This window comes from Paraburkholderia sp. Cpub6, assembly GCF_014201065.1.
GTDB classification, from domain to species: Bacteria; Pseudomonadota; Gammaproteobacteria; order Burkholderiales; family Burkholderiaceae; genus Paraburkholderia; species Paraburkholderia tuberum.
The window spans coordinates 1-20737 of the sequence record NZ_JACHDM010000013.1 but is presented as its reverse complement, the minus strand read 5'-3'; the positions used below and the strand labels follow the sequence as shown (position 1 = coordinate 20737).

Genomic DNA, 20737 nt, shown 5'->3' with positions numbered 1-20737 from the left:
ATGGTTGCTCAAACATGCTAAGAATCGACGAAGTCCCGAATAGCGAGGGGTTCCCCGATCGCTGCGACGTAGCCGTGATCGGCGGCGGCATTATCGGCGTCAGCACCGCTTACGAGCTGGCACGGCGCGGCGTATCGGTCGTGCTGCTCGAAAAAGGCATCATTGGCGCGGAGCAGTCGGGGCGCAACTGGGGTTGGGTGCGTCAGCAGAACCGCGACCTTTACGAGTTGCCGCTCGCGATGCAGAGCCTGAAGCGTTGGGGCGAGTTGAGCGACGAACTCGGCGAGGACATCGGTTTTCGGCGCAGCGGCATTCTGTACGGAAGCGAGCAGTCTGCCGATGTCGCCCAGTGGGAAACATGGCTCGGCAAGGCGCGCGCGCTCGGCTTCGACAGTCAGCTGCTGTCGGCTCGAGAACTGGCCGCGCGCGTTCCGCATAGTCGGGCGAAGTGGGCGGGCGGCGTGTGGTCGCATTCCGATGGACGCGCGGAGCCGTCGCGAGCAGCGCCCGCCATCGCAAGAGGCGCGCAACGACTCGGCGCGCGCGTGCATCAGACCTGTGCGGTTCGCGGACTCGACAGCAGCGCGGGTCGAATCTCCGGCGTATGGACCGAGCGCGGCCGGATTGGCGCGAGCAGCGTCGTGCTGGCCGGCGGCGCGTGGAGCGCCCTGTTCTGCCGGCACCATGGGATCGATCTGCCGGCGGTCAATGTGATCGGCACCGCGCTGCGCACGGCGGAAGCGCCGGCCGTGATAGACGGCTGCTTCTCCGGCCCGAACTTCGCGATGCGGCGGCGGCTGGACGGCGGCTACACGATCGCGGTGCCGGGCTATGGACGCATGGAGATCGCGCCACAGAACCTGCGGCACGCGGTCAAGTTTCGCCAGATGTTCCGCAGCAAACTCAACAAGAAGCTCAAATTCCGGATCGCGCAACCTTTCTTCGGCGGCCCCGAAGGAAGTGCGGACTGGCGCAACGACGACATCTCTCCGTTCGAGGTGACGCGGGTTCTCAATCCTGCGCCCGATGCCGAGTGGCCGACCCGTGCACTACAAAACGTTGCGACGGTCTTTCCCGAACTGTCGGGATTGCGTATCGCTCATGCGTGGGCAGGCGCGATCGACACGATGCCCGATCTGGTGCCGGTGATGTCACGCGTGGAGGGCAAGCCGGGCCTTGTGATCGCTTCGGGGTTCAGCGGTCATGGATTCGGGCTGGGACCGGGAGCCGGCATGCTGGTTAGCCGCATCGTGACGGACGACGCGACAGGGATCGAGACACAGCCATATCGATTGACGCGCTTTAGCGATGGCACCCGGCTGGCGAAACCCGAGATGATGTAACACCTGACGTCGCCCCGCGAAAGCGGGCCTTCGGTGCTGTACAGCCGCGCTGATCTCGCTCGACAATCTCGGTGTCTCGTACTTCTTCGGCAATGCCAACACGACGACACTGCCAGTCGTCATGCTGTCGTACCTCCTTGCAGTCGAGAAACTCTATGGCTTGCGATCGATGAACGATTGATCGCGCAATCGTGGCGAACACTGACCATCAGACCATTGCAGTTGAGTGCCGACCACGCTTGATCCAATCTGCGCCAGCGCATGACCGATGACACGCGGGAATCGGCTTGTAATATCCTGCTAAAAAGGTCATCCGCGAGCGGCTTTGGGCAACCCCAATCGACCTCGACGGAGCCCATGGGGGGAACAGCATGAAGGGCTTCCTTCTGGCGTTGGCTTGCGCGTGTTTGCTGTCGGCCGCACCGGCGCAGGATTTATTGCCTGGCCCTGCGCCCGGAGCCCCGGTCGCCGCGACGGACTTCCTGGCCCTTGCCAGGCGAGTGGTCGACGCCGCTTCGCGACCCGCTGCACCCTGGAAGGGGCCACGCAACGGGCCGCCTGCGCAATCTGGAAAACACATCGCGGTCGTCGCCGAGGATTTGCGCAACGGCGGCATCGTCGGTGTGGTCGATGGTGTGCTGGAGGCGGCCAAGGTGATCGGCTGGCGCGTGAGGATCTTCGATTCCGCGGGTGCGGCCGACCTGCGTCTGAAGATGCTCGCGAATGCGCTGGCAAGCCACCCCGACGGTCTGATCCTCGCCGGCGGCGACGCACGCGCGCTGCTCCCCGCGCTGCGGCCGTTTGCCGAGAACAACATCCCGATCGTCGGCTGGCATGTCGCGGCCCAGGCCGGACCGGTGCCCGGCACGCCCGTGGCGATGAACGTGTCGACGGATCCGCTCGAGGTCGCGCGCGTGACCGCGCTCGCGGCCATCGTGCAGTCCGGCGGGCATGCGGGCGTCGTCATCTTCACCGATTCCAATTTCCGAATTGCGCAAGGCAAGGCGGATGAAATGGCTGCCGTCGTTCGCGCGTGCAGTGGCTGTACCCTGCTTGAAGTGCGCGACGTGGCGATTTCGCGCAGCCAGGAACTGATGCCGGGCGCGACACGCGCATTGCTCGCGCGGTATGGCAAGCGCTGGACCTGTGCGCTGGCGATCAACGACATCTACTTCGACTACGCCGCCCCGGTGTTGACCCAGGCGGGAATGCCGAACGCTGCAATGATCATGCTGTCGGCTGGCGACGGCAGCGAGTCCGCCTTCCTGCGCATCCGCACCGGCACATTCCAGACCGGCACCGTGGCCGAACCCCTGAATCTGCACGGCTGGCAACTGGTCGACGAAATGAACCGACTTTTCGCGGGCGTCGGCGTCACGGGTTTCGTGACTCCGGTGCATCTCGTGACGGCGGACAACGTCGCCGCGGACGGCGGCGATCGTCTACTCTACGACCCTGACAACGGCTATCGCGACATTTATCGCCAGATCTGGCAACGACCGTGAAACTGCCCTTCCCACAATCGCTCACCGCTCAATTTGCGCTCGTTGTTTCGTGCCTGGCCGCGCTGGTGGTCGTCGTCGGAGCCACGACGATTTACTCGTTGACCGGTTCGGCCCAATCGATCCGTCAGCTGGCCGAAGAGCGGCTCACGCGCCTCGCGGATGCGCAGGATCTGGTACAGCACACGCTGACCATTGAACGCCTCGCCGTGCAGTTGTCTCGCGACGATACGATCGATGCCGTGCGCGAGACCCATCGGCATGTGCTCGAACAGCTGGCATCCTTCGACCGCCTGGTTGACCGCCTGGCCTCCGCGAGCGCAAGCGACGACCCAGGGGTCGACGCGCTGACGCTTTATCGGTCGAGCCAACGCTTTCGCAACATAGTCAACATCGAGGCGCAGGTGCGCGAGACCGCGCTCGGCCCCCGGGGGGCGCCGGCGGATGGGCAGCGGCCGGGCGTGTCGCTGACCAGCCTCGACAAGGACCTGCACGGCGCGGCCGCGGCTCTCGCCGTCGCGGCGCAACGGCAGTCCGATTATTTGACGCGCGACTACCGCGAAGCAGTCCAGGATCTGGCCGGTCGCGCAGATCGCACACGCAAATGGGTGGCGGGTGGAGTCGCGGTGAGCCTGCTGCTCACCTGGCTAATCGCCCGCGAATTCCTCGGGCGCCATGTCGTGGCGCGCCTGCGCCGCGTCAGTCACTTTCTGCGGCACGGCGATGCCGGGAGCACGCAAGCCGGAGTCCCCGTGCACGGCGGCGACGAGATTGCCGATATGGCGCGCGCAGTCGAGCAGTTCCTTGAAGACCGGCGCCAGCGCCGCGCGGCCGAGGATGCGTTGAAGGAGCTCAACGCCGGACTCGAGGCGCGCGTCGCACAGCGCACGGCCGAACTCAGTACGGCGCTTGCGGGTCAGGCGGCCGAGATCGCCGAACGTCAGCACGCCGAAGATGCCGTCCGGGAAAGCGAGAACTTTCTTAACAGCATCATCGAAAATATCCCGGACGCGATCTTCGTCAAGGAGGCCGCGACCTTGCGCTTCGTGCGCTGCAACAAGGCGGCGGAGCAACTTCTCGGCGACCGGCGCGAGGAGCTCCTCGGCCGGTCCGTCCACGATCTGTTTCCCGCGGCGGAGGCTGAATTCTTCGCGCTCAAGGATCGGGCCGTGCTGGAGTCGCATCACATGATCGACATACCGGAAGAGCCGGTTCATACGCGACATGGCGTGCGCCTGGTGCACACGATGAAGATCCCGATCGCCGATGTGCGCGGCGTGCCGCAGTTCCTGCTCGGCATCTCACGCGACATCACGGAGCACAAGCATGCCGAAGCGGAATTGCGGCGCTATCGCGAGCACCTCGAAGACATGATCCGCGAACGGACAGCGGAACTCGCCGTGGCCAAGGAACATGCAGATACGGCCAACCAGGCAAAAAGTGACTTTCTCGCGCACATGAGCCACGAACTGCGTACGCCGCTGAACGCGATTCTTGGTTACGCGCAGATCCTCACACGCGACACGACTCTCGATCAACGCCAGATCGACGGACTCGCAGTCATCCAGCGCAGCGGCGAACACCTGCTGATGCTCATCGACGACATCCTGGATATAGCCAAGATCGAAGCTGGACGAATGGAACTCAATCTTTCCGACGTTCCGCTCGAACAGTTCGTCTACTTTGTCGCCGAGACGATGCGGGTCAAGGCAACGGAAAAGGGACTCGCCTTCGCTTGCGAGATGCAGCCCGATCTGCCCGCGGCTGTCCGGGTGGACGAAATACGGCTGCGTCAGGCGCTGCTCAACCTGCTTTCCAACGCGATCAGATTTACCGAGCAGGGGAGCGTGCATCTGAGCGTCGCTTTTATGCCGCCCGCGCGACTATGTTTCAAAGTGCAGGACACCGGCATCGGGATAGATGAAGGGCGCCTGGAGGAAATCTTCAGGCCTTTCGAGCAAGTGAGCGACGACCGGCACCGCTTTGGCGGCACGGGGCTCGGGCTCGCCATCAGCCGGCAACTCGTACGCCTGATGGGCGGCGAGATCCATATCGAGAGTCGCCGCGATATCGGCAGCGTCTTCTCGATCGAACTGGATGTCCAGGTGGTGGCGCCCCCGGCGGCTGTCGCCGCGTCCGGACGGATCGTGAGCGGCTACAAGGGGCCGCGCAAGGCTATCCTGGTCGCGGATGACGTGGCGGAGAACCGTGCCGTGATGGTCGATATGCTGGGGCCGCTCGGATTCGACATGGCGGAGGCTGGCAACGGATCCGAAGCTCTGGAGAAAACCCGCACCCTGCATCCTGCGCTTGTCCTGATGGATGTGGTCATGCCCGGGATGGACGGGCTCGAAGCCACGCGTCGCCTGCGCGAGATGCCCGAGTTCCGGGATCTGCCCATCGTCGCAGTCTCCGCAAGCGCCTCGGGGACCGATGCGGCGCACAGTCTCGCGGCCGGCGCAAACGCTTTTCTTGCCAAACCGATCGATTTCGGCCGGCTATTGTCCCATGTCGCATCGCTCATGAATGTCGAGTGGATCGACGAAGCGAGCAAGGCGCAAGTCACTGGCGCGGACCACACGGCTGTACCCGCTGCCGCTCCTTTTACCGGGCCCCTGATGGCACCGCCGCAGGGGGAGATCGAAGCGCTGCACTACCTGGCGCGACTCGGCGACATGCGTGCCATCGTGCAACATGCCCGACACTTGAGCGAGCTCGACGAGCGCTATCGACCCTTCGCAGACCACCTTTGCCGGTTGGCGAAGGCTTACCGGTCCAAGGCGATCCTCAGCTTCGTCGAGCAATATCTGGAAAGGGGGCTACTGCGGTGATTCGCGCCTCAGAACGCGAACCGCATCATCCTTCGTTTTCTACTCGACGATCATGCCGTGCCGGATCGCGTACCGGATCACCTCAGCGTTGTTGGAAAGCCCGAGTTTCTGCATCAACCGCATCTTGTGTGTGCTGATCGTTTTCGCGCTGAGGGCACATGCCTGGGCAATTTCATTGATGCTCCTGCCTGCCGCGAGCATCTGCAGGACCTGGAATTCGCGGTCCGACAGTACTTCATGCGGCGGCACGTCGCCGCGCTGTGTATCGAACACCATCGCATCGACGAGCTTCGGATCGATGAAACGGCCGCCGTCCGCGAGCTTGCGGATTGCCGCGAGCAGCACCTCCGGGTCACTGTCCTTGGTCAGATATCCCGTTGCTCCCGCGCGTAGCGCGCGAGACGCGACCTGAGCCTCGTCGTGAATGCTCAGCACCAGCACCGGCAACGAAGGATGTTCCGCCCGTACCCTGCGGATCAGAGCGACGCCGCTGATGCCCGGCATCGTCATGTCGAGCAATAGAAGATCGAGCGCGCACGAGCGCAGCTTGTCGATCACTTCCGCTCCTTGCGCCGCTTCCGCCGCAACGACGATATCGCTCGTGGTCGCGATGATCTGTCTGAGTCCGCCACGGACTATCGCATGATCGTCCGCAATGAGTATCCTGATCATGTTCGAGCTCCGCCATCGAGCGGAATATGAATCGAAACCATGGTGCCCGCGCCCGGCGAGCTGTCGATCGAAAGCGATCCGCCGATCAGCCGCGCGCGCTCGTTCATGCCGAGCAGGCCATATGAATAGTCGCGACTCACCACTTGCTGATCGAAGCCGCATCCGTCGTCACGCACATGCAGCAAGAGCTGTGAAGCCGTCGAAACAAGCGTCACCTCGACACGTGTGGCGGCGGCATGACGCGCGACGTTCGTCAGCGAAGCCTGTGCAATGCGGAACAGGGCCGTCGCATGGGCGTCGGACAGCGTGGGTTCGCCGCCTTCGATGCGCAATTCACACGCAATCGCATTGCGGCGGTTGAACTCGTCGACAAGCCATTCGAGCGCAGACACGATGCCGAAGTTAAGCGCCGCGGGCCGCAGGTGGCTTGCGACATTGCGCACCATCGAGATGGTGCCTTCGACCAGTTGGCGCATATCGTCGGCTTTTTTTGTCGCTTCCGCGTCGTGCGCGATGCGCATTTTGAGCAGAGACACGTCCATCTTGAGCGCGGTCAGCAATTGCCCCAGCTCGTCGTGAATTTCCATCGCAATGCGCTTTCTCTCCTCCTCGCGAATCGCCTCCATGTACGCGGACAGTTCGCGCTGCTGCTCGCGCGATTCGACGAGTTCCTGTTCCATCTGCTTGCGCCCCGTAATGTCATTCAGGCCCACATAGATCGCGGGAGAATCGTCGTAAGTCGCGACGCGCGCCGTCGCCATCGCCCAGAACCGGGTACCGTCCTGGCGCCGGAACTGTATCTCCGTGTTGCGCAAGCCACCCTTGGTCCGCAGATGTTCGATCAGACGCTCGCGCTCGCCCCGCTCGGCGTAGAAATCCGCGATATTGGCGGACGAGCCTTCGTCCATGCCGAAGAGTTCGCGCAGCGGCGGGTTCGTGTACAGGATGTGCCCATCCGGCATCGAGGTGATGCACAGCGGCACGGGACTCGTTTCGACAATCGCGCGAAAGCGAGCCTCGCTTGCCTGCAGGCGCGCGTCCGCGCGCCGCCGCTCGTCGATCTGCGCCCGCAAGTTGGCGTTGGCGCGCGCCAGCTCTTCGGTGCGCAATGCGACACGTCGCTCCAGATCGTCGCGCGCTTGCGATAGCGCGGCCTCCGTTTCCTTGCGCACGGCGACTTCCTCCAGCAGTTGCCGGTTCTGCGCGAGAACCTGCTTGTGCATCACCCGCAGCTCGAGGTGCACGCCAACGCGCGCGACCATCTCATCGACGCGCAATGGCTTGGTCACATAATCGACACCGCCCACCAGAAAGCCTTCGACACGGTCCTCGTTATCCATTAGCGAGGTCATGAATATGACGGCGATATCGCGCGTGCGCTCATCGCGCTTGAGGCGCCGACAGGTCTCGAAGCCGTCGATGCCCGGCATCTTCACGTCGAGCAGGATCACATCGGGCTGCGAGAAGGCGGCGCGCTCCAACGCTTCGATACCGTCGAGCGCCACCAGCACGCGAATGCCGCGCGCCTCGAGACTGTCGACAACCACGCCAAGATTCCCCGGCGTATCGTCGACGATCAGAATCGTGCCCGTATACGCGACCGGAGCGGCGAGATGGCTCATGATGCGGTGTTCCCTTCGAGATACCGCTCAGCGGGTTGCAGGATTCCGCTCCACCATGCGTCGAAAATGTCGAGCGCCATATATCCCCGCGAGTGCCGCCGTTGTAGTTGTCCTATTCTGCACTCGATGCCGGCGCCTGGTCCATCACGCCCGCTCCGGGTTTCAAACGTCCGATGAAACGGCGCACCCCGTGGCCTCACAGCCGCCGCATGCGTGCCTGTCAGCAGTTGCGCGCCTGGCCGGCGTTGGCGTTCGCTAGTGCGACACCTCGCCCGCCACCGCGATCAGTCGGACCGTGCGCGGCAAGGTCAGTTCGTCGATGAGGTCGGCCACCTCGCACAGCGCGCGAAAGTCATACTCGTCGATCTGGTCCGCGTGATTGCGCCGCAACTCGCGCATGGTTTCGCCCAGGCGCCTGAGCGCGTTGGTCGTGCTGTCTATCAACGGCCAGCAGTGCATCAAATACGCAAGCGATGTCACGCTGCGCGCCTCGCACCAGGTGTCGAACAGTCGCAGACATATCACGTCGATTTGCTCGATGACGTTTTCCCGCTCCGATAGATAGCCGATCATGTTGCATCAGTTCGACATTGCATTTCGATGGCCCATCATCTACGAGTAGAACGTGTGTCGCATTCAGCGCACGCTGGAAAATCAGGGTGTGACTTCCTGATTCGCGTGTCAGGAAATCCTTAGTGTCATTCATGGCGAAAGCCCCCGCAGATGGGCAAGGACGCTTAAATGCCGTTCTACATGCTGTTCCGGTTCAGGAAGTCCTGACGGCTGAAACCAGTGATTCCTGAAGCGACATTCCGGCCGGCGCCGATTGGACGCACGCACCGATCGCCATAGCATCGAATCATCGTGCATCGCGGGGAAAATCATGGCGGGCAACAGATCGCTGCGTTCTCAGGTCGAAAAACTCGTTGGCCCGACGGGGGGCCGAGGGGCGCGCGTGCGTCTGCTGAACCGCTCGCGCTCGGGTGGAACATGCCGGGTGTGCATTCAAATCGATCTGCCGACCGGGGCGTTTTCACTCTTCTTCTTTCGCCATGCCGACGGCGCATGGCACGTGTTTCCGCCGGGCCAGCGCCGTCCGGAAATGGGGATAGGCCGCATGGCGGCCTGATCGTTCAGCCAGCCGGGGAAACGCACATGCACGACGATGCTTCGAACACACTGCCGCAGGACGTGATAGAGCTGCGCGCTTGGCTCAACGACTGGTACGACCATGCATTCGCCGTAGGCTATGTCCATCCGCCCTTCACGCTCGATGAAGCGACAGCCGACCGGCTCGAAGGCTACTTCAAGGCGGGCCTGACGCCGGCCGAAGGCGCAATGTTGTTCTTTGGCGTCGTGCATTGAGAGGCGAGCGATGAAGGCGAAAGACGGTGAAGTCGATCAATGAAACATCACATTGTCGGGCGTTATCGCGGATTCGTCATCGAAGCGCACATGGAGCCGCGGACGGCCCGTTTGTCCGATGGAATCGCGCTGACATATCGCGTCACGTGGTCGTTGCGTAGAAGGACACGAAAACAGCACGTCACCGGTGACTTAGCCAATGCCGTTACCTACGGGTCGGAAAGTGTTGCTCTCACGTGCGTCGACCGCAAGGCTCGCGCTCTTATCGATGCCATGCTAGCGACTCAGGAAGCGTTGAAAACCGTGGGGCTGTAACCCTGATGCCTGGAAGTCCCGCGCCTCGCGCAGCGTCACGCGGACTCGAATGGTCATGCAAGAAAAACGGCTCGACTAGCCGCAGACATCCCTGCCGAGATACGCAGCGACCGCGCCTGTCACGGCGAAGCCAGGCAATTCCTCCGGCGACGCCAGATGCGCGGCGACGATCTCGCGATTATCGAGCCGCAGTTCGGGTAGGCAATCGAGGCGCAGTTCGAAGAAATGTACCCGGTCTCTTCGCCCGTCCCACATGCCGGCGGCGCTCCCTGCCGGCAGTAAGGGGTGAGACGCAAGTCCGATCTCCTCCTCCATCTCGCGCAGCGCCGCAGCAGCAGGTGTCTCACCGGCCCGGATACTGCCACCCGGAAACCCCCATTCCGCGCGGTACGACGACTTCAGCAGCAACAGCGACTGACCGACGTAGATTGCTACTAACGCGCCCTCATGGCGAGGGCGTCGAAGGTGCCACCACGCGCGGGCGAGCGGAAATCCGAGGCGAAGCGCCATGCGCCAAACAGAGTCGATCAGCGCAGCCTCCTGGGCGCGCTCAACGCTCGGCATGAGGTCTATCCTTTCCTTTCATTGTCAACGGAGCTTCCGATTCGACAGCGCCCCCCCATTTCGCTGCTGGCCGCCGCCGGTCCCACGGCGACCAGCCTCGTCCCGGCTTCAGATATCGCCGATCGAGAGGGGCAATTGCGGTTCGCTGACGCCCCCGGCGTTGATGAGCCTGACGTAGGTCACATATCTCGCCTCAGCGAGCGTCTGAGCAGCCACCAAACTTCCGGGAAGCGGCGAAAGGCTTCGCGAACCGGGCGTGAATCGCTGCGCCTTTAACACGGAGACGATCGGTCAGGTGATGCTCACGCTTGGATACAGTTGTGGAGTTCGAATGGTCGCGCGATTTCGCAACGAACTCGCTCATTTCTATTCCCATCAAAGCTGTTGCGGGGACTGGGCGGCGACCTCCTCAAGTCGCCGCCGCTTGCGCTTATGGCAATGTGATCTGACGGGTGAATTCGGCTGTCACGTTGGGACCTGTGGCTGTGCCGAATACCGGGTAGATGGTCTTGGGCCCGCTGGCAGTCAGACCCATGTAATCGCCAAGGAAATGGCCACGCGCCACAGGAGCATTGAGTATGTTGAACGAGGCCGTGGTCAGTCGTTGCTCGTTGCCCCAGTTAGCGGAGCTCGTGCACGCGGACGAGGTCGGGCAGAACAGCGCGAAATTGTCCGTGCCTTCGACGCCGGCAGGCGTGTTCGTGTCGTTACGAAAGTCGTAGTAGGTCACCACCACCGTCTTGCCGTCGCCCGACGCCACCACCGCGGGGATGAAGGCCTGTTGACGGCACGGGTTCGCTGCATTGGCCGGCGTCTTGTTGATCATCACCGGCGTCGACCAGGTGGCCCCGCCGTCATCCGACTCGCTGAAGACGATCCCGGTGATCGCGATTGACCCGGCCCCGGGCGTGGTGCACGTGGCTGTCGAAAAGCGATTGTCCTGCCACACGAGATAGATTGCCCCCGTGACCGGGTTGACAGCGACACTGAAAAGAATGGCGGCATCGCGTATCGGCTGGCCGGTGTCCGGCGTGACCACTCCCAGGGTGCGCACCTGAATATCGTTGACGAATGTCGGCGTGCTCCAGCTCGCGCCCTTATCCGTGGACTTGATATAGCCGATGCTGAGCCCCGCGTTGGCGACATTGATTGCAGTGAAGAAGTCACGCAGGGTCCCATCATGCAACACCCGTACGATGTTGTTGATCGTCTGCGCGTTCGTGCCCGGTTGATAGATCGGGGCGGCCGTGCTCCAGGTCACGCCGTTGTCGATGGATCGCGAGAAGAAGCTCGGGCCGGTGAAATTGAACTTGAAGACCGGAGCACCACCCGCCGCACCGTTGCGCAATTGACGCGCGATCTCGACAGCGTCGTTTCCCGCGAGCAACTGATCGCCGGCCTTGGTTGGCGGGAAAACGCTCAGTTGATCCCACACCGCATAGACGTAACCGTTCGCCATCGGATCGGCGGTGAGCGAGTTCTTGTCATTGAGCGCGTGCGGCGAGTTGGTGCGGATCAGCGTCACGGGAGCCTGCCAGCTCGCGCCGTGGTCGACTGAGCGGCTGACCAGCAAGGCGCTATTGCGCGCCCCAAACGGAGTCGTCGGCTTCATCGGGTCCAACACCAACGACAGGAAAAACGCGGTTCCGTCTTGCGCGAAGTCTACCCACGGATCGGAGGCGCGACGGAATTTGCCCCCGGTGCAATCGGTAACGCCGGATGGGATCGTATTGGTCCATGTGCTGCCCGCATCGCTGGAGACGACGCCGACGAGTCCGCGTGAGCCACCGTCGTCCCAGCGGTCCTGCTGATGGCCGACGAGTAGGCGGGACGGGTTGGTCGGATCGGCCGCCACCCATGGCTCGATCGACGTGGCCGGAAACAGGACGCTCCCGAATGCGGACTCCTGTGCGTTAATCTGGTCCGCAGTGCATCCGCTGAATGGATCGCCCGCGGCCACCGTGACGAGCGGGCCGACCACTTGCGCCTCGGCACCTGGGACGATCGCGCACGTCAGCGCGATGACGCTGCCACCTGCAAAGCCGCGGGAAGCGGAACGGGATAGCCGTCTGAAAATCGATGTCATGTCGTGCCTCGCGAAAAGGGTAATACGCTTGCGCATTGGCGGGCACCCATCACCGGCACCCATGTGAAAACCGATTGTTCTTGCTACCGCCCCTCGAGAGTTGCATCGATGCACGTCCGATGCCCAACCATGGAGACACACTAGGACGTGGGCACTGGATTTGTGTGAAAAATTCCTGACGGATGCTATTTGGGACGCCCCATTCTTATTTCTATTGATGTGGTATGGGGCTTGCAGAAGGACGATGGAAGCATGTATGCGCTTGTAGAAGCAGCACGACGCCTCAAATCAGATTCGATGGCACAACTGCCGCCGATCAGGTTCATGGCAGGAAGGAGGTCACTGCATTGGCGCCCCGGACGACATTGACGAGGTGAACTGGCGAGATGTATCTGACCGGAACGAGCGCCGCAACGCGGTACTATCGGCGCACGGCGCGTGGCTCGATCTGCGTCCGGCTTCGCCGTTATCTGGTTGGGGAACCCGCAGAGCTTTCGAGCCTGTTTAGAGGCCCGGCGTTCACGTGTGCGCGATACTTCGAAGAGTCGCAGATGAAATGGCCATTGAGATGGATCAGCGCGATCATGGCAGCCTTCGCGGTCGCTGTCCTGCTTGCTCTACCGCTGCCTGAGTCCGTCGACCTGACGACGAAGATTGTCACCGTGATCTTGATCGAGAGACCGGATTTGGTCGTTTTCGACTACGTGACGACACCCGCGCACTGGCCCGACTGGCACCCGTCTTCACTATCGGTAAGGGGGGCGACCGACCACCCGTTGAGCGTTGGCGAACAGGTCGTGGAAGAATTTCGCGTGGCGGGTCGGCGGGGAAGCGTCGTGTGGACCGTCGCTGTGCGGGACCGTCCGCGCAAATGGGTCATCGTCGGCACGATAGGTGGCAAGTCCGCCGGCGCGGTGAGCTACTCCCTGAGGCCCGTAGCGTCCGGGACGCGATTTGAGCGTGAGTTCGAGTACCGCTCCCCGTCACTAGGGTTTGCAGCGGTGAATGTCTTGTTCGTGCGCGCGCGAATCCAGCAAGAGTCCGAAGAGGCAGTCGCGCGGCTGAAGAAAACGTTGGAAACGATGCCGTAGACCGGAGTGCACCGGCAATCGGATGGCTCGCCCGCTTCCCGACATGGCAGACGCAGCGCTGGTGCATCGATGTCTTGCCAACAGGTTGGCGGATGGCACGGAAAGGGACGAAAGACAGCCCGCGGGCCTTGCAGCGCCGAGCCGACGCGGGACTATCGCGTGGTCGAAGTAGACCTGTTCGCAGACCAGATCGGCGCCGTCGAAGACGTGAATCAATGCGCTCTGTACTTCCATCGGCTTGCTCGTATCGCGGTTTGTGGAACGCGGCCAATGTGGCCTTGACGTCATGGCGGACGGCTTCCGCTTCGATGTGATCGTTGACACCCAATAGCGGGCCCGGTGTCAAGTGAGCAAACAAGAACCTCGACTGCCTAAGCGGCCGATTTCGATTGCACTGGCGGATTCAACCGGTCGATGCAACACAATGAACGCCGGAAGAGCGGCTCACAGTGCAGAGGAAAACATGAGCGGACCTACGAGTAGGCGATGGACCTGCTCACGTCCGCGGACTTCGATGTGAAAGCTAGTCAGGAAGATTGGAAAGCAATTGGTCGCGCTGGCCAAACGTATCGTTGCAGCTCGCTCCGACCGGTCGGCGAGTTACGATCCACATACGTTTTCGCCCCGGCGCCCGCGTACGAGAGAAAGGGCAGCTTCATCATCGGTTGTGAGCAGGTTTGCTCCCACGAGCCTTTCCCTGCACACGGCTTTAGCCAGGCTCTGACCTCGCTTCTGCATGAGCCATCGGATAGGCCACACCCGCGCGGTCTGATCCGCGGACGCAGTCACCACCCGCAGGCCGTCCGGGCTGAAGGCGGCGGAGAAAACCGGTCCCTGATGTCCGGTGAGCTTCGCGATCACCTCGCCGGTCGCCGCGTCCCACACCCGCGCGGTCCCGTCCGCGGACGCGGTCACCACGCGCTGGTCGTCGGGGCTGAAGGCGGCAGAGAAAACCGGTCCCTGATGCCCACCGAGCTGGGCGATCTGTTTGCCGGTGGCCGCGTCCCACACCCGCGCGGTCCTATCCGCGGACGCGGTCACCACGCGCTGGCCGTCCGGGCTGAAGGCGGCGGAATAAACCAGATCCTGGTGCCCGCTGAGCTGCGCGATCTGTTTGCCCGTGCTCGCGTCCCACACCCGCGCGGTCCCGTCCCGGGACGCGGTCACCACCCGCTGGCCGTCCGGGCTGTAGGCGACGGAATCAACCGGGCCCTGATGACCGCTGAGGAGCAAGATCTGTTTGCCGGTGGCCGCGTCCCACACCCGCGCGGTCCCGTCCCGGGACGCGGTCACCACCCGCTGGCCGTCCGGGCTGAAGGCGGCGAAGCAAACCCACCCCTGATGCCCGCCGAGCTGAGCGACCTGTTTGCCGGTGGTCGCGTCCCACACTCGCGCGGTCCCGTCCCGGGACGCGGTCACCACCCGTTGGCCGTCCGGGCCGTAGGCGACGGAATCAACCGGGCCCTGATGCCCGCCGAGGAGCAAGATCTGTTTGCCGGTGGCCGCGTCCCATACCCGCGCGGTCCTGTCACGGGACGCGGTCACCACCCGCTGGCCGTCCGGGCTGAAGGCGGCGGAAATAACTGACCCTTGATGCCCTCTGAGCAGCAAGATGCCCATCGCCGCGTCCCATGCGCGCGCGGTCTTATCACGTGACGCAGTCACCACCCGCTGACCGTCCGGGCTGAAGGCGGCGGAATTCACCGGCCCCTCGTGTCCGGTGAGCTGCACGATCACCTGGCCGGTCGCCGCATCCCACACCCGCGCGGTCTTGTCGTCGGACACGGTCACCACGCGCTGGCCGTCAGGGCTGAAGGCGGCGGCGCTCACCGGTCCGCGATGCCCAGTGAGCTGCACGATCACCTGGCCGGTCGCCGCGTTCCATACCCGCGCGGTGTTGTCATCGGACGCTGTCGCCACGCGCTGGCCGTCCGGGCTGAAGGCGGCGGAGAAAACCGGTCCCCGATGCCCTATGAGCTGCGCGATGACCTGGCCGGTCGCCGCATCCCACACCCGCGCGGTCTTGTCATCGGACGCTGTCACCACGCGCCGGCCGTCCGGGCTGAAGACCGCGGAGCTTACCGGTTCCCGATGCCCGGTGAGCTGTGCGATCACGTGGCCGGTCGCCGCATTCCACACCCGCACTGTCCTGTCCGCGGACGCGGTCACCACGCGCCGGCCGTCCGGGCTGAAGGCGGCGGAGAAAACCGGTTTCTGATGCCCGGTGAACTGCGCAATCTGTTTGCCCGTAGCCGCGTCCCACACCCGCGCGGTCCTGTCCGCGGACGCAGTCACCACGCGCCGGCCGTGCGGGCTGAAGGCGGCGGAATAAACCAGATCCTGATGGCCACTGAGCTGCGCAATCTGTTTGCCCGTAGCCGGGTCCCATACCCGCGCGGTCCTGTCCGCGGACGCAGTCACCACCCGCTGGCCGTCCGGGCTGAAGGCGGCGGAATAGACCAGATTCTGATGGCCACTGAGCTGCGCAATCTGTTTACCCGTGGCCAGGTTCCACACCCGCGCTGTCCCATCCCAGGACGCGGTCACCACCCGCTTACCGTCCGGGCTGAAGACGGCGGAATCAACCGCATTCTGATGGCCGCCGAGCAACGCAATCTGCACTGATGCTTGCGCGCCACGCATAAGCTCAAGCTCTGCTTCTGCCGATCCCGGCGAAAGCCAACCGTTGCCCATCGCCAGCATCGCGAAGCGCATTGCGCGGTCATAATTTCCCGCGTCGTTCGCCGTTGTCGCGGCCGACGCCAACGCCAAGGAAGTCCGGCGTGCGACCGTCCGAGTCTGGTGAATGATCCACCCGGCAGTCACAATTAAAATGAATGCGATTGCGCCAATCAGTACCTGGATGCGTCGCTGCGCGCCCTGTCCGTGCCCGCTCTTCGTTGACATGGGCTTGATCCTCAACGATTTGTTGCAACTGCGACTCGCGCTCCGCGCGTGCAACCTCCTCGCGCCCGCAGCAAGTCCATAGATAGGAAAGGTCGTCCGCGCCCAGCCGAAAGCAATTCGCACATGTCCAATTCGCAAAGAAATCGCTCGCCCCACACCGTCGCCCAGACGTCCGGGGGCTTCCGGTCGCATCGTCTCACGCCACACCACGCAGCTTCTATTGTGTTGCATCGACCGGTTGAATCCGCAGTCGACTTGCGACGATCATCCGCTGCGGGCCGGCAAGCGGTTCTCAATTCAGCTATCGGTCCGGGTTCGTTAAGGGTTATTCGATGCCTGCCATCGGCCGCAGGAATGTGCATGCCTCCGCGCATGTCGGCAGGCGTCGAATAAGCCCGATGGAGGAAACCGCGGAGTGCTCCGATGCGCTCGGAGCTTCACGGCTATGGCGATTGATAGACCGGGAGGCTGAGTGGCGTCGGATGCGGCACGGTCAGGCGAGGTGCCAAGCGGGCGCTGACGTCGTGGCGGAGCGGTGCAGTCGTGCATGCGCGAGGATGACGCGCGCGGGCGAAGCGCTTCGCGAAGCGACACGCGCAAACGTCCGCCCCTGGGCCGCGTTGCCGCAGAGCGAACGTTCGACAGGCAGGTCGGGGAACCGTGGAGTTCATGTCTGATCTCGGCGCATGGGCGGTGCACGGATCGGGGCGCTGCGCGCGAGGATGTCGATGACGATCATCGGGGCCCCGCAGTGCCGGCAGATGAAGACGGGCCGGGTTGCGATGATGGCGTCGTCCGGTGACGGGCTGATCCCGGGTGCGACGTGCAGCAGATCGCGCATCCTCGCGAGACTGGCGCGGCGCACCGGGTTGGCGAGCAGTCCGTAGTGACGGATGCGATGGAAGCCCGCGGGTAACACATGGAGCAGGAAACGGCGCATGAATTCGCCGGTTTCGAGGGTCAGGGTCTTGTAGCGGGTGCGTCCCTTCGCACGGTAGTCCTTCCAGCAGAATGTCACGCCACGCTCATCGAAGGCGACCAGGCGCTGGTTGGAGATGGCGACGCGGTGCGTGTAGCGTGAGAGGTACTCGAGCACCGCCTTCGGTCCGGCGAACGGGCGCTTGGCGTAGACCACCCATTCGCAGGTACGTAGCGGCGCAAGCCACCGGGCAAAGGTGGCGGGGTCAGCGAGCCCGGTGTACTCGCCGAAGAACTGCAACTCGCCACGGTGGTGAACCGACTGGAGTGCCTCGAGGAAGCGGCGCCGGAACAGGCGTGACAGGACGTGCACGGGCAGGAAGAAGCCGGGCCGGCAGGCGATCCAGCGCTCACCGTCAGGCGACAGCCCGCCACCGGGCACGATGCCGTGCACATGCGGGTGATGCGTGAGCGCCGAGCCCCAGGTGTGCAGTACGAGCGTGGCGCCGATCCGGGCGCCGAGGTGCCTGGGATCCGCGGCGATGGTACGCAGCGTGTCGGCGGCGATGTCGAGCAGCAGGCCGTAGATGATCCGTTTGTTGTACCAGGCGATCGCACTGATGGGCGCGGGCAGCGTGAAGACGACGTGGAAGTATTCGACGGGCAGCAGATCGGCCTGGCGTGCCTCCAGCCAGCGGTGTGCGGCGCTGGCCTGGCACTTCGGGCAATGCCGGTCCCGGCACGAGTTGAAGGACACCTCTGTGCTTGCGCAGCCTGAACAGCGCAGCACATGTCCGCCCAGTGCCGCCGTGCGGCACCGTTCGATGGCCGACATGACCTTCAGCTGCCCCAGGCTCAGGTGTGTCGTGGTTCGCCACGCTGGCCCGTGGCTGCGGAAGATGTCCGCAACCTCCAGCATGAGGCGTTACAGCGCGCGGGCCTACCCGGCAGGCAGGCGGTCCAGCGGACTGGTGACCTCGTGCAGCAGGTCGGTGGCCACCTGGACGTAGAGCGCGGTGTTCTCAAGCTTCGCATGGCCGAGCAGCACCTGGATCACGCGGATGTCCACCTTCTGTTCAAGGAGGTGTGTCGCGAAGCTATGCCGCAGCGTGTGCATGGACACGCGCTTGTCGATATGCGCGGCCCCGGCGGCGGCATGAATGGCACGGTTCAACTGTCGCGTGCTTAACGGATCGAGCGGATCGAGCCCGGGAAACAGCCATCCGCCATCGGGCATCCTGCCCTGCGCACGGGCCACGCGCCACCACACACGCAGACGCTCGAGCAGCACCGGCGAGAGCATGGCGTAGCGGTCACGGCGCCCCTTGCCCTGCTCGATGCGCAGTGTCATGCGTTCGCTGTCGACGTCGGTGACCTTCAGGGCTACCACTTCGCTGGCGCGTAGCCCCGCGCCGTACGCGACCGACAGCGCGGTCTGGTGCTTCAGGTTGCCGGCCGCCTCGATCAGTCGCCGCACTTCATCGGGACTGAGCACGACGGGCAATATGCGGGGCACGCGCACCGGTTGCATCCTGACCATCAGCTCGGGCCGGTCGAGCGTGACTGTGAAGAAGAACTTCAGGCCGGTGATCGCGTGGTTCAGCGATACGGCCGATGTGCCGTGGTCGACCAGATACAGCTGGTAGCGGCGCAGGTCCTCGACGGTGGCCGTGTGAGGTGAGCGCCCGAGAAACCGGGCGAACTCGCGCACGATGTGCAGGTAGGTGTCCTGCGTCCCGGGCGCAAGCTGGCGCATGCGCATGTCGTCGATCATGCGCTGGCGCAATCGGCTGGCGTTTGCTGGTGAGGAGGTCATGATTGGGCTCCTGCTGGAGAACGAGGCGGATTGCCTCATTCGCCAACATAAAGCCGCGCGACCGGCCTCGCGCTGACCTCCAGCGTCAGACCCTGGCCCCTACCGCGCGAGCGGTTTAGTCCTCCGGCCAAAAGGCGCCGTTCGTCTAGAACGGAAATTGGACGCACAAGCGTCCGCATCGACCTGGAAACGGTCAATAAATCCCGGCCAACAATCGCGCCCTGTTACCGCACCATGCTCGGAGAACCGAGGATGCGCGCGTCGAGCTCATGTCAGGCGACGACCTGGGCTATTTTCATACGCCTTCATCGCGTTCCACACCTTTACGTCATTCCCCAATGCGCGAAGTGCCTTACTGGCACGGCCGTCGCGCGGCGGGAAACGGTGCGGAAAGGGCCCACCCCACAATTTCCCCAAGAATACTCAACCCCATACCGCGTATTTTCCACTGCTTGCTGTGCGCAGCTTCCCAGATACGAGAAGCAAGCTTGGGCTGCTGGCACAACGTATGGCTCACACTCGATCGGAGACGAACCTTTTTCAACCCAGTCGCTAACGTCTGCTTGTTCGGCGCAGCAGCGAGTATTTCAATGAGATTCTCGCTGTCAGTGACAAACGTCGTCGTGTCCCGCAGACGTGTCTTTTCATATGCCAATCCCCCAATGTCGTCAGCTCTAGTCCACCAATTACCGCCGCCCGCGGATCCATCAATGCTTCTATTGTTTCTAATATGTCGTTCGTATTTACATACTCTTACAGATCCTCTATTCTAGGAGGGAGACTGTGACCGGACTTCTAGGGAGCGGCTCCCCGTGACCCGCGCGAGTACAAATGTAGCGTCCGGTGCGATGAGTCTCCAATTGAGTTCGACAGCTTCTCAAACTAAATCCCATAAATGAATTAAAACAAAAGACCACAATGAAGAAAGCAAGAATCTCCGCTGTTGCAAGTCTTGTCTGCGCCGTCCCCGTGCTGCTGTCGGGCTGTCAGACGACCAATTCCGCGATACCTTACGAAGTTTCGACCGAAAACGTTCTTGCTATCCAGTCTGGCCTACAGACGAAGAAGGTTAGCGTCAGCAGCGTCAGCCTTGCCCAAGGAGTCAGCGAAAATCTGATGTGTCGTATGAACGGAGACGTCGTCGTTTCTCCGGGTAAGACGCTGTCGCAATTCATCAAAGACTCGTTTCAGAAGGAGCTGTTTACGGCGCAGGCCTACGACATACATGGTTCAGCTATCGAGGGACGTATCGAGGAACTCAGCTTCAGTTCGGTGACTCCCGCGAACTGGACAATCAAAATGCACGTGTACTCGACGGCTTCGAATGGGTACACCGTGTCGATTAAATATCCGTTTGAGACGAGCTGGATTGCAATGGAGGCATGCAAAAACACAGCCAACGCTTTCTCGCCAGCCGTGCAGGAGCTGATTAAGCAGGTAGTGACAAATCCGCAGTTTGCAGCGCTTGCGGGCAAGTGATGATGCCTTGAACCACAGATAGTGGTTCTTTTTCACTGTACAGCGCAGCGTAAGCGAGTCAGTATAGGGATTGCTGATCAGGTTGCCTCGGTCGCCGGAATCAAGGGCTAGCTGTCTGCTGGTGCGCGCTACTAGTGTCGTGAGTTGGAAGTTCGTTGTATTAACGTCCTGTACTGTCAGCGATGACGAAGTGCTGCTTAAAGAGCCGCTCGGACTCACGTAATCC

General features: G+C 62.9%; 16 protein-coding genes. 8 read left to right on the top strand and 8 right to left on the bottom strand.

Features of this window, described 5'->3' with window-relative positions; genetic code table 11:
• Positions 1-14 precede the first annotated feature (14 nt).
• The 3 genes from HDG33_RS21340 (at position 15) to HDG33_RS21330 (ending at position 5676) form a co-directional block, all read left to right on the top strand.
• Complete coding sequence (locus HDG33_RS21340; RefSeq protein ID WP_184033013.1) at positions 15-1343, top strand: FAD-binding oxidoreductase; 1329 nt, start codon at positions 15-17, stop codon at positions 1341-1343.
• A 371-nt stretch (positions 1344-1714) separates the two neighbouring features.
• The gene (locus tag HDG33_RS21335) at positions 1715-2848 is read left to right on the top strand and encodes a substrate-binding domain-containing protein (protein WP_184033010.1); all 1134 of its coding nucleotides are present in this window, start codon (positions 1715-1717) and stop codon (positions 2846-2848) included.
• A complete protein-coding gene (locus HDG33_RS21330; RefSeq protein WP_184033007.1) occupies positions 2845-5676 on the top strand; it encodes an ATP-binding protein in 2832 nt (943 codons plus the stop codon). The genes HDG33_RS21335 and HDG33_RS21330 overlap by 4 nt, the downstream gene beginning before the upstream one ends.
• A gap of 39 nt (positions 5677-5715) precedes the next feature.
• Here the strand turns inward: HDG33_RS21330 and HDG33_RS21325 are convergent, their stop codons facing one another.
• From HDG33_RS21325 to HDG33_RS21315, 3 genes are all read right to left on the bottom strand, one after another.
• On the bottom strand, positions 5716-6348 hold the full coding sequence (locus tag HDG33_RS21325; RefSeq protein WP_090811083.1) for a response regulator transcription factor: 633 nt from the start codon (positions 6346-6348) through the stop codon (positions 5716-5718).
• Entirely contained in the window at positions 6345-7970 is a 1626-nt protein-coding gene (locus HDG33_RS21320; protein WP_184033006.1) for a response regulator, read from the bottom strand. The genes HDG33_RS21325 and HDG33_RS21320 overlap by 4 nt, the downstream gene beginning before the upstream one ends.
• A 255-nt stretch (positions 7971-8225) precedes the next feature.
• On the bottom strand, positions 8226-8543 hold the full coding sequence (locus HDG33_RS21315) for a hypothetical protein (RefSeq protein WP_184033001.1): 318 nt from the start codon (positions 8541-8543) through the stop codon (positions 8226-8228).
• A 310-nt stretch (positions 8544-8853) separates the two neighbouring features.
• On the opposite strand from HDG33_RS21315, the gene HDG33_RS21310 reads away from it, so the two are divergent.
• Genes HDG33_RS21310 through HDG33_RS21300 form a run of 3 tightly spaced genes read left to right on the top strand, consistent with a single transcriptional unit; the run spans position 8854 to position 9650 of the window.
• Positions 8854-9099, top strand: a complete 246-nt coding sequence (locus tag HDG33_RS21310) for a hypothetical protein (RefSeq protein WP_026226136.1) — start codon at positions 8854-8856, stop codon at positions 9097-9099.
• A gap of 26 nt (positions 9100-9125) precedes the next feature.
• Entirely contained in the window at positions 9126-9335 is a 210-nt protein-coding gene (locus HDG33_RS21305; protein WP_184032999.1) for a hypothetical protein, read from the top strand.
• A gap of 39 nt (positions 9336-9374) precedes the next feature.
• Complete coding sequence (locus HDG33_RS21300) at positions 9375-9650, top strand: hypothetical protein (RefSeq protein ID WP_260330544.1); 276 nt, start codon at positions 9375-9377, stop codon at positions 9648-9650.
• Positions 9651-9725: 75 nt separating this feature from the next.
• On the opposite strand, the gene HDG33_RS21295 is transcribed toward HDG33_RS21300, so the two are convergent.
• Positions 9726-10214, bottom strand: a complete 489-nt coding sequence (locus HDG33_RS21295; protein ID WP_184032998.1) for an NUDIX domain-containing protein — start codon at positions 10212-10214, stop codon at positions 9726-9728.
• A 430-nt stretch (positions 10215-10644) separates the two neighbouring features.
• Complete coding sequence (locus HDG33_RS21290; protein WP_184032995.1) at positions 10645-12300, bottom strand: sialidase family protein; 1656 nt, start codon at positions 12298-12300, stop codon at positions 10645-10647.
• 551 nt (positions 12301-12851) lie between these two features.
• Here HDG33_RS21290 and HDG33_RS21285 point away from each other — a divergent pair.
• On the top strand, positions 12852-13391 hold the full coding sequence (locus HDG33_RS21285; protein ID WP_184032993.1) for an SRPBCC family protein: 540 nt from the start codon (positions 12852-12854) through the stop codon (positions 13389-13391).
• Between the two features lie 600 nt (positions 13392-13991).
• On the opposite strand, the gene HDG33_RS21280 is transcribed toward HDG33_RS21285, so the two are convergent.
• The 3 genes from HDG33_RS21280 to HDG33_RS21270 form a co-directional block, all read right to left on the bottom strand.
• On the bottom strand, positions 13992-16298 hold the full coding sequence (locus tag HDG33_RS21280) for a WD40 repeat domain-containing protein (protein ID WP_260330543.1): 2307 nt from the start codon (positions 16296-16298) through the stop codon (positions 13992-13994).
• A gap of 667 nt (positions 16299-16965) precedes the next feature.
• Positions 16966-18135 (bottom strand): IS91 family transposase, encoded by a 1170-nt coding sequence (locus HDG33_RS21275; RefSeq protein WP_184032991.1) that lies wholly within the window; start codon positions 18133-18135, stop codon positions 16966-16968.
• Between the two features lie 21 nt (positions 18136-18156).
• A complete protein-coding gene (locus HDG33_RS21270) occupies positions 18157-19032 on the bottom strand; it encodes a site-specific integrase (RefSeq protein ID WP_184032987.1) in 876 nt (291 codons plus the stop codon).
• Positions 19033-19950: 918 nt separating this feature from the next.
• On the opposite strand from HDG33_RS21270, the gene HDG33_RS21265 reads away from it, so the two are divergent.
• On the top strand, positions 19951-20511 hold the full coding sequence (locus HDG33_RS21265) for a hypothetical protein (protein WP_184032985.1): 561 nt from the start codon (positions 19951-19953) through the stop codon (positions 20509-20511).
• Positions 20512-20737: the final 226 nt, after the last annotated feature.